The sequence below is a fragment of the Chitinophaga sp. genome, from assembly GCF_035538455.1.
In the GTDB taxonomy this organism is placed as follows: Bacteria; Bacteroidota; Bacteroidia; order Chitinophagales; family Chitinophagaceae; genus Chitinophaga.
Genome location: NZ_DATLKJ010000183.1, coordinates 1 through 18,193 on the forward strand (window position 1 = coordinate 1; position 18,193 = coordinate 18,193).

Sequence of the window (18,193 nt, forward strand, 5' to 3'; positions counted from 1 at the left end):
TTTGAAGATACATGCCCCGTCCTCCATGTTACGCCCGTTGATTTTAGCGGGCAGGACCGCGAAACAGCCATCGCATGGATGAAAGAACAAATGGGCCAACCCTTCCGGATCAGCAAAGATCAACTGCTCACAGAACAATACCTCCTTACAATCAGTGAAGAAGAGCACTGGTATTTTCCCAAATATCATCACCTGCTGACCGATGGTTATGGCGTGGCCGCTACTACGCGCTACATCGCTGCCAGATATAAGGATGATACAGCCAGCTTCTGTTTCCCTGCCTATCAGGACGAGATACAACATGCCAGAGCCTATTACGAAAGCGAGGCGTACGCCCGCGAGGGCGCCTACTGGCAACAGAAACTAAGAGAGAGAGCATTTCCCCTGCTGGAAAGAAAGCCCATGCTGTCATCTGACAAGAAGGCCGCCACACTGGTGAAGGACATGTCGCCCGCAGAAACGGCCATGCTCGAAAAACTGCAGCAACACACGGGCGCCAGCTTGCAACAGCTCACGATGGCAGCCCTCATGATCTGGTTCAACCGGACTACAACGCAACACGAATTTGTTTTCGGCACACCGCTGCATAAACGAAAAAAAAAGAAAGCGGCTTCTATCCCCGGCATGTTTACTGGTATCCTGCCTTTCAAAGGTACTATCGCAAAGGATATGACGGTAGCGTCCTTACTGAAGGACATTGCGGCCACCAGGCGCCAGGACTTCCGCCATCAGCACTATCAGTTAGGAGATCTCAACAGGCATCTTAAAAATAATAACGGAGATACACCACTCATGCAGATCATCGTGAATCAGCTCAACGCTGATTTCAATATAGATGCCGGTGAACAATTACATGGCGCCACCTACGATCTGCCCAGCGGGGAAATAAGCTATCCGCTCGAAATGGTATGGCGTGATTACGGCCGCCAGCAAGCGTTGCAGCTACGTGTGGATTTTCAGCCACAGTATATGGATGAAGCAGAAGCAACCCTGCTGCTGAAGCGGTTGTTTTTTATCATGGGGCAGTTTTCCGGCAGACTGCATGATAGCATTGAAAGTATAGCAGTCATCCCCGGAGAAGAAGACGCTTTGCTGAAAAGCTTCAATCCTCCGTTAACACCGGCCGCCCCACAACAAACTATTCTGGATCTTTTCCGTACACAGGTATTGCTGACGCCCGATGCCCCGGCAGTACAGTTTGAAAATATTACACTCACTTATAAAGCGCTTGACCGCCGCTCCGGTCAGCTGGCCCATTACCTCAGGAACAGCGGCGTTGACGCTTCAGGCATGGTGCCGCTGCTGATAGAACGTTCAGCTGAAATGATCGTGTGCATACTGGGCGTGCTGAAAACCGGCGCGGCCTATGTGCCCGTAGATCCGGCCTGGCCGCAGAGCAGGATTGGTTATCTGCTGCAGGACACTACCGCCTCGTTGTTGCTTACCAATACAGCTTATGACCACAACGATGTGCAGGTGGTGCGCCTGGCAGCAGTCTGGCCACAAATCACCATGCTGCCGGAAATTCCTCCTGCGGCCACTTTGCGCCCGCAGGATACCGCTTATGTGATCTATACCTCCGGTTCTACTGGAACCCCGAAAGGCGTTATGGTGCAGCATAAAGGATTGCTCGCATCAACCATGTCAAGGTGCAGTTACTACGGCAATACCGGCGTGATGCTGCTTATCCCTTCCTTCTCATTCGATTCTTCCGTTGCGGTGATCTTCGGCACGCTTTGTTCCGGCGGAACCCTGCTGATAGCCAGGGACGAGCAACTGAAAGATGCAGCCGTTGTAAAACAACTGCTGCAAAGCACAGAGAGTATACTATGTGTGCCCTCTTACTACCGTTTTCTGCTCGATGAACACCTGCTGAACAAAACTGCCCTGAAGCGGGTGATACTGGCGGGAGAGGCGCTGGATGCGAAGCTGGTAGCGCGCCACCACGACCAGCTTCCGGCTGTGGCGATGTACAACGAATACGGGCCTACGGAGTGCACGGTATGGGCTACAGTGGCGCCGGTCCATCCCGGTGATCCGCTCGTGACCATCGGCAAACCGGTGGATACGGTACAGGTATATATTCTCGATCAGCATAAAAATCGTGTACCCGTCGGCGTTACCGGGGAAATATACCTGGGAGGGCCACAGATAGCCGGCGGTTACCTCAGCCAGCCGGAACTGGCAGCAGAGAAGTTCACCACAGATTTCGTTACCCATACTCCCGGTGAACGCTTATACCGTACCGGCGATACCGGGCGTTGGTTACCCGATGGAAACATCGCTTACACGGGCCGTACTGATGATCAGGTCAAGATCCGCGGTTACCGCATTGAACTGGGTGAGATAGAGCAGGTATTACAACAATGCGAAGGTGTGACGCAAGCCGTGGTGATAGCCCGCGCAGATGACGGGCCACATAAAAAACTGGTGGCCTACCTGGTGGTAACAAGCATATTCAGCAGGGAAGCGGTGCGTGCACGGCTGAAAGAAAAATTGCCTGAATACATGGCGCCCGCACACCTGATGATACTGCCCGCTATACCACTGACCGCCAACGGTAAAGTAGACAAACAGGCATTACCTGCTCCCGGCAACAACGAATCGGAACACACGGCCTATGTAGCGCCGGCAACGCCGGAAGCGCTGCTGCTGGCCGGTATCTGGCAGGAACTGCTGCACGCACTACGTGTAGGCATATACGATAATTTCTTCGAACTGGGAGGCGATTCCATTATTGCCATGCAGGTGGTTAGCCGGGTGAAGCGTGTCGGATATGAACTCCAGGTAAAGGATATTTTCGCTCGCCAGACAATTGACCGCCTGTCGCTGCTGATCGGTACACGTCAACATACCACCGGCCATGCGGAGCAGGGAGCCCTTTCCGGCGCTGCGGCATTACTCCCCATACAACAGTGGTATTTCAGTACCAACGGTAACGCTGCTACGCACTTCAATCAATATGTGCTGCTGGATGTGAACCGGGAAATACCCGCCGCCGCTATAGCGGAAGCCATTACACAACTTACGCACTATCATGATGCATTAAGATTCGCCTACACCAGACAGGACAACGGCTGGATACAAACCTATGGTCACGCATCCGCTGCATGGCAGGTAGTGGAAATGAAGACCGGCACTGCGGAAGAAGTAGATGCCGTGGTACAACAATACCAGCAGGGATTGCATATCACTGCCGGAAAGCTGGTACAGGCTGTGTTGATGATAATGCCCGGAACTGCTGCCAGCAAGCTGTTGCTGGTAGTGCATCACCTGGCAGTGGATGGCGTATCCTGGCGTATCATTACGGACGATCTCGTAACGTTACTGGCTACACGAAAACCACTCGAAGCACGGAAAAGTGCCTCCTACAGGCAATGGGGAGAGGCCCTGGCAAACTATGCCCGCAGCGCCCGCGCTGCCCGGCAGCTGCCTTACTGGGAACATAGTACCGCATCACAACAACCATTGCGGACAGACAAACCATATATCGGTCCGGTAACGGCCGCTGATACAGGTGTATACAAAACACAGCTGTCAGCTGCCCTTACGCAGCAGCTGCTGAAAGATGCTTCCAAAGCCTATCATACAGAGATCAACGACATTTTGCTGTGCGCCTTCGCCAGGGTGCTTGCCGCCTGGAACGGCGCACCCCGCGTAATGATCGGGCTGGAAGGACATGGCCGGGAAGATATTGCACCTGGCATAGACCTGCACCGCACAGTGGGTTGGTTTACCACCCAATACCCGTTACTGCTGGAGCTGCCTGCTGAAGGTATCGGCGCACAGTTGAAGGAAGTAAAGGAACAGCTGCATCAGGTGCCGGATAAAGGTATCGGATACGGCGCACTGAAATATATGGCAACGCATCCTGCATTGCAGGGTGAGGAGCCGTGGGAAGTAACCTTCAACTATCTTGGTCAGGCAGACAATACCAGCCACGCATGGGTAGCGCTGCAATCATTACATGCTTCATCCGGCAACGAAAGGATAGTACCCGGTAAGCTGTCGGTAGATGCTGTGGTGCATGACGGCGCATTGCAAATACAATGGAGCTTCAGCCGCCATCATTTTGAAGATACCTCCATACAACAGCTGGCAGCAGATTTCCTGCAAGAGCTGACGGCCATAACAACACATTGCGTGCAGCAGCAACCGGCAACCACGCCGGCAGATTTCGGACTACAGGGCATCGTCTCCAATACCGCCTGGGATGCATTCCTGGATACGCGCAGGGAGCAGGTAGAAGGCATCTACCCGCTTACCGGATTACAGGAAGGCATGTTGTTCCATGGATTGTATGATGAACATTCCCCCGCTTATATAGAGCAGCTGAGCTTTGAAATGACTGCTGTCAATGAAGATACTTTTATCCGTTGCTGGGAGGTGCTGATGCAGCGCCATAGTATTTTCAGAAGCAGCTTTTATCATCAGCAGTTCGACATACCCGTGCAATGTGTATACAAGGAAGCATTATTACCTGTTACCCGCCTGGATTACAGGGAAATGGATGCTGCGGCGCAACAGTCCGCACTGACCGCCTTCCTCGAAGAAGACCGCCGGCGTGGATTTGATTTCACCACGCCGCCCCTGATGCGCATCTGCCTCATCCGGCTCGGTGAACACCACTACCGTTTTCAATGGACTTACCATCACATGTTGATGGACGGTTGGTCGCTGCCGGTGTTGCTGGAAGAACTGGTGCGGCTATACGAAGAATTGTCAGCAGGCCGCCCGGCGCCGGCTTATACGGCAGATCATTTCAGTGATTATATCCGTTTCCTCGGACAACGGGATAAAGACACGGAAGCGGCCTGGTGGAAACATACGCTCCGTGATATGACCACCGGCACCAGCCTGCCTTTCGTAAAAACAGCTACGGCAGGGCAACAGCCCGTATACCGCGAAACACTGCTGCAGCTGGATGCGCCGGTAGCGGCAGCTGTAATGCATTATGTACAACAGCACCGCATTACGCTTAATACCCTGATGCAGGGCGTGTGGGCGTACCTGTTATACCGCTATACCGGTAGCAATAATATTGTATTCGGTATCACCGTGGCTGGCCGCCCGGATGAACTGCCCGCCATAGAACAGCGCATAGGCCTTTATATCAACACGCTGCCACTGGCCGCTGCTATTGAGGAAGAAGAAGAGCTTACCGCATGGCTGCAACGTATCGGAGATATGCAGCTGCAAAGCCGGGAACACCAATATGCTGCGCTGAGTGAAATACAGCGGGAAGCAGGCATTACGGGAGAACTGTTTGATACGCTGCTGGTATTTGAGAACTACCCCTTCAGTGATGTACTCCGTTCAGAAGAATGGAAGTTGCAGTTCAGTCACCTCGATGTACTGGAACAAACCAACTATCCGCTCACACTCCGCATAATGACCAACAATGGAATCAGCATTGGTTTCATTGCTAACGAAACCGCATTGGGTGTGCATAGTGCAGAAATGATCGCCGGTCATTTTGAGCAGCTGCTGCAACAGATCGCAGGTGGTAACGTTGCCCGGCTGAAAGACCTGGAACTCCTGACAGCCGCAGAACGTGAACAACTCCTGATTACCTTCAACGATACGCAGGCAGACTATCCGCAGGATGCCACCATATTGTCCCTGTTCCACGAGCAGGTACTGCGTAACCCCGATGCGGTGGCCGTCGTATTTGAAGACAGCCACCTGACTTACAGTATGCTCGATGAACGCGCCGGCCGGATCGCGCAATGCCTGCGTAACAACGGCGTGGAGAACGAGATGATGGTGCCCGTGTGCCTGGACCGCTCATTGCACCTGATGCCGGCTATACTTGGCATCCTGAAGGCCGGCGCTGCGTATGTTCCCCTGGATATGCAATATCCTGATGAACGTATCAGCCGTATGCTGCACCCTTGCAATGCCCCCGTGATCCTCACTACCGGAAACTACCGGGAACGGATACACGGCATTATGCCGCAACGCAATATTATCTGCGTGGAAGAGGTAGCGGCAACACAAGCTGTTGTGGAGGCAACTGTTACACCCGGCAGCCTCGCTTATGTGATGTATACCTCCGGATCTACAGGACAGCCTAAAGGTGTGGCGGTAACACATCAGAACGTGATCAGCCTCGTCATCAATCCGGGATACGTCACGCATACAGAAACAGATGCTATCCTTTCCGCAGGCTCACTTTCTTTTGACGCCACCACCTTTGAATATTGGGGCGCCTTACTGAACGGCGGCAGGCTCGTACTGAGCGCAGACAGCAACCTGCTGGATACACAATTGCTGAAAGACACTTTACAACGCCACCAGGTAACTAAAATGTTCTTTACTGCCAGCTGGTTTAGTCAGTTGATAGATACGGATATTACGGTGTTTGAACCGCTGACGGCCGTGTTGACAGGCGGAGAGAAGTTGTCGGAAAAACACGCCGGCATCTTCCGGAAAACATACCCGCATATCTCCCTCACTAACGCTTACGGCCCAACGGAAAATACCACTTTCTCCCTCAGCTATCACATAACAGGAGAAACACAAACCGGCAGCACACCTATCGGCCGCCCGCTTAACAATCGAACAGCTTATATACTGGACGACGCCGGAAGACCAGCGCCTGTCGGTGTTGCAGGAGAGCTGTATGTAGGCGGCGCCGGCGTCGCCCGCGGTTACATCCACCAGGATATACTGAATGAAGAAAAATTTATTCCGCATCCTTTCGCTGCCGAAGCACGCCTTTACAAGACCGGCGACAGGGCCTGCTGGACGCATGAAGGCAATGTGCTCTACCTTGGCCGTACCGATGACCAGGTGAAGATCCGCGGCCACCGTATAGAACCAGGCGAAGTGGAACAGGCGCTGATAGCTGATGAGCATGTCGTAAATGCAGCCGTAGTGGCAGGGGTACAGCCAAACGGCGACAAATACCTGATCGGCTATATAGTGCCGGGAGAAGCATTTGATAAGGAAGCATTGCTCGTGTATCTCAGGAAGCAGCTGCCGGATTATATGGTGCCATCGTTGATCATACCGGTGAGCCATATACCGCTTACTGCCAACGGTAAGGCAGACAGAAAAGCGCTGCCTGCGCCCGATGCTTCCCTGCTGCCCGCACAAGCGTATATGCCTCCCCGTGATGCGGTAGAAGGCTCGCTGACTGCGATCTGGCAGGATCTCTTACAGACAGACCGTATCGGCATTCATGATGATTTCTTTGAATCGGGTGGCCATTCGCTCCTCGCTATGCGGCTGCAATCATTGCTGCGCAGCAGGATGCAGGTGGAAGTACCCGTAAGAACAGTATTCAGTCACCGCACCATAGCAAGGCTGGCCCCCGTTGTGAAAGCTGCACGCCGCAGGCATGCATTGCCGCCGGTAACGCCGCACAGGCTTACATCCGCAGTGCCGTTGTCATTCGGGCAGGAGCGCCTGAATTTTATAGACGGTCTCGAAGGCAGTATACAATATCATATCCCTTCTGTGGTGCGGCTGCACGGTGAGCTGAATGCCAGCGCGCTTACACAGGCATTACAGACGGTTATCAACCGTCACGAAGTATTGCGCACCGTTATCTGTTCCAATGCCGGCAGGGCATGGCAGCAGGTAATAGATGCCGGTAACTGGCAACTGCCGGTAACAGATGGACAGGCATGGCTGCAGGATAAAACAGCGCTGGATGCCTTCATCATGTCATTGATCGCCGCACCGTTTGATCTGTCAGCAGATTATATGCTGCGCGCACACCTGATCAGATTGGCGGCAAACGAACATATGCTCGTCATCATCGTGCATCATATCGCATCCGACGGATGGTCCGCAGGATTGATGATGAAGGAGATCGCAATAGCCTACAAAGCATTTGCAGCAGGAGAAACACCGGCATTACCTGCACTGGACATACAGTATGCAGACTATGCCATATGGCAACGTGAACATATCAGTGGAGACTTACTGAACGGACAGCTGGACTATTGGAAACAGCAGCTGGAAGAGGTGTTGCCGCTGCCACTGATGACAGACCGTCCGCGTCCTGCCATCCGCACATCCAACGGTGCAATTGGCAGCTTCCATATTGAAAGCACAGTGATACAGGCATTGCAGGAGCTCTCCAGGCAACAGGGAACAACCCTGTTCATGACCATGCTGGCGGCCTATAATGCGCTGCTGTACCGCTATACCGGCCAGGATGATATTTGTGTGGGCACACCTGTGTCTGGCCGCACGCAACAGGAAATGGAAGCGCTGATGGGCTTCTTTGTAAATACCCTCGCATTGCGCAGTGATCTCAGCAATGATCCGTCATTCCTCCATCTGCTGCAACAGGTGAAAGATACCTGCCTGACAGCTTTTGAACACCAGGACGCCCCCTTCGAAAAAGTAGTGGAGGTGGTAGTGAAAGAACGTGACCTGAGCCGTACGCCTTTATTCCAGGTGATGTTCATGGTACGCAACAGTCAGGATGTAGCGCAGCTGGAACTGGACGGAATTACCGCACGTAATGAAGAAGTGGCATTTACCACCGCACAGTTTGAGCTGATGTTGGTACTGGATGAAACAACCAATGGATTTACCGGCAGTATTGAGTACAACACCGATCTCTTCGACGCAGCTACTATAGACCGTTTTGCTGCGCATTTCATTCAGTTACTGCGTGGCATCGCCGCATCCCCGGCATCACCCGTAAGCCGGTTCAATATACTGACACCGGCGGAAGAGCAACAGTTGACCATTGGCTTCAATAATACCGCACATCCGTATGCGCACACACACAGTATCGTTTCATTGTTTGACGAACAGGTGAAGGCCGCCCCTGATGCAGTGGCATTAGTCTTTGAAGATACTACGCTCACTTACAATGAGCTGAATGCACGCACGAATCAGCTCGCACATTACCTGGAACAGCTGGGTGTTACGGCAGAATCTCCGGTAGCGGTATGTATGGATCGTTCAGCAGACATGATGATTGGTATCCTGGCTATCCTCAAAGCTGGCGGCGCTTATGTGCCGGTGGACCCGAACTATCCGGCGCAGCGTGTAACCTATATGCTGGAAGATCTGAACAGCAGCTGGGTGCTCACTTCATCCAACTATCGCGAACGGTTATACGGGATAAATACACAAGCGCAACTGATCTGCCTGGATGATCTGCCCGCCGCCGTTGCCATGCTGCCGTCCGTACCGCTGACGCAACAACCTGCGCCTGCGCAGATGGCGTATATCATCTATACATCCGGATCAACCGGTAATCCCAAAGGAGTGCAGGTGACGCACGGCAACGTGGTGAGCCTCGTTAACGGCGTTACTTACCTCGACCTCACCAGCAACGACACCATCCTCTCTACCGGTTCGCCTTCTTTCGATGCCGTCACCTACGAATACTGGGCTGCCCTGCTCAATGGCGGCCGGTTGGTATTTTGTACAGAGAGAACACTCATGAACAGCGATCTGCTGAAAGCTGCCATCAGTAAATACCAGGCCAACAAGATATTCTTCACAACCAGCTGGTTCAACCACCTGGTAGATATCGATATTACAGTATTTGAAGAGATACAGGTGGTGCTGACAGGCGGAGAGAAAATATCTGAAGCGCATTGCGAACGGTTGATGAAAACGTATCCCGGAATATCGGTTATTAACGCTTACGGGCCTACGGAGAATACCACGTTCTCATTTACCTGTGAAATCAGCGACGCAGCTTTCCCGCATCCGGTTCCTGTTGGCCGCCCGATGAGCAACCGCATGGGCTATATTCTTGATAACAACCGGAAGCCGGTGCCGGTGGGCGTTGCCGGTGAAATATATACCGGTGGCGCCGGTGTGGCGCGCGGGTATTTCAACCGCCCGGAGCTGACTGCGGAGCGTTTCATGGACGATCCATTCACTCCGCTTCCCGGCGCCAGGATGTACAAAACCGGAGACTTGGGCCGCTGGCTGCCTGACGGCAATATCGAATACCTGGGCCGTAAAGACGACCAGGTGAAAATAAGAGGTTACCGCATCGAGCTGGGTGAGATCGAAAATGCATTGCAGCAACAGGAGGGAATCCGCCAGGCAGTGGTAATCGTACGCGGTGTACAGCGCGATCAGCAACTCATCGCCTATATCACCGTCACAGAAAATTATGATAGGACAGCCGCACTGACGCAGCTCCGGTCCAGACTGCCGGAGTATATGGTACCGGCTTTGCTGATTGAAATGGAGAACATGCCGCTCACTTCTAACGGCAAGCTGAATAAACGCGCGCTGCCAGATCCTGATCTGTCAACGCTGCTCACAGAGCAATACGTGGCGCCGCGCAATCCCGCAGAAGAAACGATGGCCCGCATCTGGCAGGACCTCCTGAAGGTACAACAGGTAGGCATATACGATAATTTCTTTGAGCTGGGCGGCCATTCGTTGTTAGTGACCAGATTGACATCTGCTATCCGCCACGACCTGCACGCAGAAGTAACCATCCGGGAAGTGTTTGCTCATCCCACCGTGGAGAAGCTGGCTGCCTTCCTGGTGTATCAGCAGCCGGATACTTCAATGCCTGAGATCACGCGCGTGAACGACGCACCGGAGCGGCTGCCATTGTCGTATCCGCAGGAAAGGCTCTGGTTCCTCGACCGAATGCAGGGCAGCCTCAGCTACCATTCGCCGTTTGGATTACGGTTGAAGGGAAAGATCAGCAAAGCCGCACTGGAAAGCGCACTGCGCATGGTGCTGGACAGACATGAAGTGTTGCGCACCATATACCGCTCTGATGAAGGAGAGCCCTGGCAGGAAGTGATCCCGGCCGGTAACTGGACATTGCCGGAAACATATGATCCTGCCTTTGCCGATGACCGCGCATTGCATGCATATGCAACTACCGCGATAGAACGGCCTTTCGATCTCGAGCGTGATTATATGCTTCGTGCTGAACTGCTGAAGGTGTCGGAAGAGGAACATGTATTGCTGATTACATTACATCATATTGCGGTAGACGGATGGTCTGTATCTGTTCTCGTAAACGAACTGGCAGTCCTGTACGAAAGCTGCTACAGCGGTGTGCCACACGAACTCAGTCCATTGCCGCTACAGTACAGCGACTACACGTTGTGGCAGCGCCGTCACCTGCAGGGGGAAGCGCTTAACCGTCAGCTGGCTTACTGGAAGCGCCAGCTGGATGATGTGGCTATCCTGCAACTGCCCGTGGATTATCCGCGCCCCGCCACACAGAGCCTGAAAGGAGAGACCTTCTACTATAAAATGAATGTTGCCCTGCTTGAAACACTGCAACAGTTCTCCCGCCACGAAGGCGCTACGCTCTTTATGACACTGCTGGCGGCCTTCAAGGTATTGCTGCATCGCTATACTTCGCAGGACGACATCTGTGTGGGTAGCCCCATTGCTAACCGCACGCGCCAGGAAATAGAACCGCTGATAGGTTTCTTCGTGAACACCCTTGCCCTCCGCACAGACCTCTCCGGCAATCCTGATTTCAGGACATTGCTGGCGAAGGTGAAGGCAACTACCCTCGAAGGCTATACGAACCAGGATGCACCGTTTGAAAAAGTCGTGGACGCTGTGGCCAACGACCGCGATGTGAGCCGCACACCGCTGTTCCAGGTCATGTTCATCTTGCAGAACCTGCCCGATGCCGTTATCCCCAAACTGGGTAAGGCAACAGTTACAGATGAACACATGCCCAACAATACGTCCAAATTCGACCTCACCGTAGATACTGTAGTGAATGAAGACGGGCTGCTCTTCCGCGTGGAATATTGCAGCGATCTCTTTGAAATGGCTACCATGAAGCGTTTCATGCAAAGCTTTGAAGTGTTGCTGGAATCCATCGCTACGCACGCAGACCGTGAGATCAGCGCCTTACCCATATTACCTGCGGAAGAAGAACAGCTGCTACTGCACGGATTCAATGACACCGGGGTAGTTTATCCTGCCGGTAAAGGCGTGATAGATCTCTTTGAAGAACGAGCAACTGCACAACCAGATGCGGAAGCTGTTGTCTACGGAGACGCGCGGCTAACCTACGCGGCACTGAATGAACAGGCCAACCGCATCGCGCATTATCTCCGGGAAAAAGGCGTGGACGCCGATACCCTCGTGCCGGTGTGCCTCTCACGCTCCACCGCTATGATTGCAGCGATACTTGGTATCCTGAAAGCAGGGGGCGCCTATGTTCCCGTTGATCCGGCCTATCCGGAAGCGCGTATCCGTTACATCCTTACCGATACCGCGGCAGATGTGGTGCTCACAGATATGCAGAACCGCGGACTACTCGCTGATATGGAAGTGAAAGATGTACTGCCCCTGGATATGGAGGCATCGCTTCGCATGTTGTCATCATATCCAACACACAATCCCGTGAGAAAATCATCCCCCGGAAAATTGACCTACCTCATCTATACTTCCGGTTCTACCGGTACACCGAAAGGAGTACAGATGACAGATCACGCCCTGTACAACCTGCTCCTGTGGCAGGAAGGACAGTACAGCAGCCGGGAACGCAGGCATGTATTACAGTTTACCAGTATCAACTTCGATGTGAGCTTCCAGGAAATATTTGCGACGCTTTGCTTCGGCGGCGGATTATTCCTGGTAGAAGAACAACGCAGGAAAGATATGAAGGTATTGGTGGATGAAATGAATGAACACCATATCACCTGCTTGTTTATGCCGTATGTAGTATTGAAGAACCTCGCGGCATACTGCTTTGAAAGCAACATTTATCCGAAGTACCTGCGCGAATTCTTTACGGCAGGCGAACAGCTGAAGCTGAGTGAAGACGTGGAAGTCTTCTTCAACACCACCGGCGCGGTGCTGCATAATCAATACGGTCCTTCTGAATCGCACGTAGTGAGCGCTTACCAGGTGCAGGTCGCTGATTATCGTCAGCGTGTACTGCCGCCTATCGGCAAACCGGTCAGTAATACGCAGTTATACATCCTCGGCGTGAACAACAGCCTTAGCCCGGTAGGGGTGCCGGGAGAACTGTTTATCGGCGGAGAACAGGTAGCAAGAGGGTATCATCATCTGCCGGAACTTACGGCAGAACGCTTCCTGCCGGATTTCGTGAGCGGTAAGCCAGGCGCGCGCCTCTACAAAACAGGGGATATATGCCGCTGGCTGCCCGATGGCAATATTGAATACATGGGCAGGAGAGACCACCAGGTGAAGATCCGCGGAAACCGTGTAGAAACCGGTGAAATTGAAAGCGTACTGGGACAATGTGATCTCGTGAGCCAGAGCGTGGTCGTGGTGAAGGAAGACCAGTACAACAACAAACGGCTCGTAGCCTACATCGTACCAGCCGGTAAATACAACAGGGAGGGTATTGCTCATTACCTGCAATCGAAATTGCCGGAATACATGGTGCCTTCCCTTTTTGCGGAGTTGCAGGAACTGCCGCTGACCAACAATGGTAAGGTGAACAAGCGTGCGTTGCCGGACCCGGATATTGCTGCGTTGTCAGGTAAATCCTATGTAGCGCCCCGCAATCTCACAGAACAGCAGTTGGTGGAGATCTGGGAAAACCTGTTGCAGGTAAGCCATGTCGGCATCCATGATAATTTCTTTGAACTGGGCGGGCATTCGCTGCTGGCAATGCGCCTGCAATCAGCCATCCGAAAACAGATACAGGTAGAAGTAGCCGTGAAAGCCATCTTCGCGCATGTAACCGTGGCCAGGCTGGCCGCACACATACAGCAGGAAGGCAGGGGATTGATGCTGCCCGCCATTACTGCGGCGCCACGCCCGGAAAAGGTACCGCTTTCGTATAGCCAGGAACGTATGTGGTTCATTCACCAGATGCAAGGCAGCCGCCAGTACCACATGCCAATGGTATTACAGCTGGACGGCCCGCTGCATCACGCTCACCTGGAAAATGCCATCAGCGCATTAATGAAGCGGCATGAAGTGCTGCACAGCGTGATCCGCATGGATGACGGCTATGCACACCAGGTAGTGCTACCCGGGGATAATTGGCGCATGAACGTAATCCATACAACAGACGGCGTTATGCCGGATCTGGCCCCACTTGTGGACCCGCCGTTTGATCTCACTAAGCAACCCATGCTCCGGGCAGACCTCATCGTACTGAATGAAACATCACACGTACTGTTGATGACCATGCACCACATCGCTTCCGACGGATGGTCGCTCAGTATCTTATTCCACGAGTTGGTAGCGCTCTATGAAGCACTCGCACAAGGCCGCAATGCACAACTGCCGCCCCTGGAAATACAATACGCCGATTATGCCATCTGGCAACGTAAATATTTGTCTGACACCGGTTTGAGCGCACAGCTCGAATACTGGAAAAATAAACTCAACGGCGTAGGCTCGTTGCAGTTACCTGCCGATTATCCACGGCCCGCCGTGCAGAGCCGCAATGGTACAGTGCTATGGTTCAATTTCAGCAAAACATTGTCTGATCAGTTATATGCATTGTCACAGCAACAGGATACAACGTTGTTCATGACCATGCTGACTGCTTTCAAAGTCTTGTTATATCGCTACAGTGGGCAGGAAGACATCTGTGTGGGTACGCCCATCTCCGGAAGAACGCGGCAGGAAGTGGAAGGGCTCATTGGTTTCTTCATCAACACCCTGGCGCTTCGCAGCGATCTTTCCGGCAATCCGTCGTTCGTATCATTGCTGCAGCAGGTCAAACAAACGACGCTGGCAGCCTATGAATACCAGGATGCGCCGTTTGAGAAAATAGTAGATGCCGTGGTAAAAGACCGTGACCTTAGCCGCAGCCCCTTGTTTCAGGCAATGTTTGTATTGCAGAACACACCGCCGCTTCCGGCCATGAAAATGAATGACATCACCATCACCGAACACCAGGCAGAACACATTACGTCTGTACTGGATCTCACCTTCTCGTTCAAGGAATCGCCGGAAGGACTTATTGGCGCTATAGAGTATTGTACAGATCTCTTTAGCCGCGAAACGGTCCTGCGCATGGTATCCCATTACGAGACGCTGCTGGAATCCATCATCATCGATCCGCTGTTACCGGTGGGTGTACTCACGATGTTAAAGCAAGCCGAAGTACAACAGCTGATTCACGGCTTCAATAATACCGCTGCGCCCTATCCGGCAGACAAAACAATCACAGATCTTTTCCAGGCGCACGTGAAATCCATACCAGATGCCCACGCCGTGCTGTTTGAGGATACCGTATTAACCTATAAACAGCTGGATGAAAAAACGAACCAGCTGGCGCATTACCTGCTGGAAGCAGGAATGGAGCGGGAGATGCTGGTGCCTGTATGCATGGACCGCTCCGCCGCCATGATCATCGTGATACTGGGTATCATCAAAGCCGGCGGCGCCTACGTGCCAATGGACCCTGAATACCCCGCTGAGCGCATCAGCTATATGCTCAGTGATTCCGGAGCAGTAATGATGATGAGCAGCGAAAAAACAATGCCTGCCCTGACACCGGCTACTGCTGAGGTGAAGGTTCATCTGTGGGAAGACATCGCCGCGGTGACCGGCAAGTACCCTGTAACGCCACCGCCTGTACGATTACAACCGGATCAGCTCATCTATGTTATCTATACTTCCGGTTCCACCGGTAAGCCGAAAGGCGTACTGGTAGAACATCGCGGCCTCGTGAACCTGGTAACCTGCAATATTGAGGTCATGAACATCCGGCCGGGAACACGCACCTTGCAGTTTGCCTCCTTCGGTTTTGATGCCTCCTGCTATGAGATCTTCAATACACTGTGCGCCGGTGCTGTGCTGGTAATACCGAAGAAAGAAGAGTTATTGTCTTCAGCAGGATTTTCCACAATGGTCAACAAACGTAAGGTAGACCTGGCGATCGTACCGCCATCTTACCTGCACGGCGTGCTGGATATGCTGGGTCCCGTTAAAACAGTCGTGTCCTGCGGAGAAGCGCTCAACAGGGAAGATGCGAAATACTTACAGGGAAAAGGTATGCGCATCATTAATGCTTACGGCCCTACGGAGATTACCATTTGTGCCACCATTACCGATAGCCCGGTAAGGGGAGAGGAGGTAGTCATCGGAAAACCGATTGCCAACATACAGGTATATATTATCGACCGAAGCGGAAATCTTTGCCCGGTAGGCGTTCCGGGTGAGATCTGTATCAGCGGCGCCGGCCTCGCCCGCGGTTACCTTAACAGGGAATCCCTTACCGCAGAGAAGTTCATCGAGAACCCATTCACGGAAGACGGCAGTATGCTGTACCGCAGCGGCGACCTGGGCCGCTGGCGTGCAGACGGCAACATCGAATACATGGGCCGTATAGACGACCAGGTGAAAGTACGCGGCTACCGCATCGAACTGGGTGAAATTGAATATGAACTGCGCGCCTGCAATATGGTCAGCGAAGCCGCCGTACTGGTGAAAGGCAGCGCCGGCGATAACAGGCGGCTGGTAGCCTACATCGTGCCGCAAGGGCCGTTCGACAAAGAAGCCATCCTCGCATACCTCAAAGGCAGGCTGCCGCACTTCATGGTGCCATCGATGCTGGTGCCGATGGAAAAGCTCCCCATGACATCCAACGGAAAAATCGACCGCAAAGCACTACCGGAACCTGTGGTCACATCCGCTGCTGAGCAACAGGGCGCCGATGACCCGTGCAATGAAGTGGAAGCGAAACTCGCAGAGATCTGGAAAGAAGTGTTGCACGTACCCAGGTTGGGAATACACGATAATTTCTTTGAAACAGGGGGTAACTCACTCATCGCCATCAGGCTGATAGCCAGGATGCAGGCCCATTTCCAGGTAACAATCAATAACCTCTTCCAGCACCCGACTATTGCCGGCATCTCCAAACATGTGATCTATGAAAAAGATTATTTCCGCAACAAGCTCGCCGCGCTCATTCAGTTATACGCCGGAACAAACGCCACAGAAGACGCCCCAACGATCACCGGACCTCATGAAGAAGCGCTCGCATGGCAACAGGAACAATATCAGCATTCCATCGCACAGCTGGATAGCATAGATGTAACAGCACAACTCACCTACCGTAAGGTACTGTTGCTGGGCGCTACCGGCTATCTCGGTATGCAGTTACTGCACGATCTGCTGCAACGTAAAGACGCGGTCATAGCTGTACTGGTACGCGCACGCAGCCAGGAGGAAGCGTTCCGCCGGCTGTCGCAGAAATATGCTTTCTACTTCGATACGCCACTCGACAAAGAAAACCCATACCTTGAAGTACTGAACGGAGATATTACGCAACCCTGGTTGGGTATGGATGAAAACCGTTTCAGCCAATGGTTTGAAGAAGTTGATAGTATCGTCAACTCTGCCGCCAACGTGAAGCACTTCGGCAGTTATGAAACCTTTGAAGAAGTAAACACAACTTCTGTAAAGATCCTGCTGGAATACTGCCGCAATAGCAGCAACAAGGTGATACATCATATCTCCACCACCAGCGTGGCAGGAGAACGGCCCGGAGACAGCAATGATCTGCTCTACACAGAAGCCGACGTGTTTAAGGGACAGGTAGTAACCAACTTCTACGCAAAAAGTAAACTGGAGGCAGAACGCCTGCTGGATGAAGCCCGCGCAGAAGGTATCCCGGTGAATATCTACCGCCTCGGTAATATCTCCTTCCATTCAGGAACAGGCCGTTTCCAGGAGAACATCGACAACAACGCATTCTATACACAGATCAAAGGTTTCGCCGCCATCGGCGCGGCGCCGCAGAGTAACCTCCCCGTGGATCTCTCCAACGTCGATCAGGTATCTGCCGCCATCCTGAAGATCTTTGATAAACGCCAGCTCCTGAACCGCAACTACCATATCCTGAATCCCAACAGGCTCACGATACAGGAGTTCATCGCATTCATGAACAGCTACGGCCTGGAAACTGCACTGCTCACCGTGCCGCAATACCTGGAACGTCTGCTGGATGCCTACGAAACCCGCAAGGATCTCGTAAACCGCCTGCTGCTGCAAGCTGACTTCTTCAACGAAACAGCTGAAAACACAGGCGCATGGCAGTTCTGCTCTGATGTAACAGACGCCGTGCTGAAAAAACTGAAGTTCAAATGGAACAGAATGGATGAAGCAAAGATCCACCTGATGCTGGAATACGCTTCAACGGTGAAGTTCATAGAAGCCGGGACTGTAATGTCTGAACTGTGATTTATATGATTGGTTTGATTTTTCTGATGAGCGAAGATTATCATTTATTATACTTCATTACGTTCTTCTACTTAATCTTCGCTCA

1 protein-coding gene is annotated in these 18,193 nt (G+C 52.7%); it reads left to right on the plus strand.

Features of this window, described 5'->3' with window-relative positions:
• Positions 1-18,108, plus strand: an 18,108-nt coding sequence (locus tag VM802_RS21935) for a non-ribosomal peptide synthase/polyketide synthase (RefSeq protein WP_325534586.1), incomplete at its 5' end; no start/stop codon positions are given.
• Between the last annotated feature and the right edge of the window lie 85 nt (positions 18,109-18,193).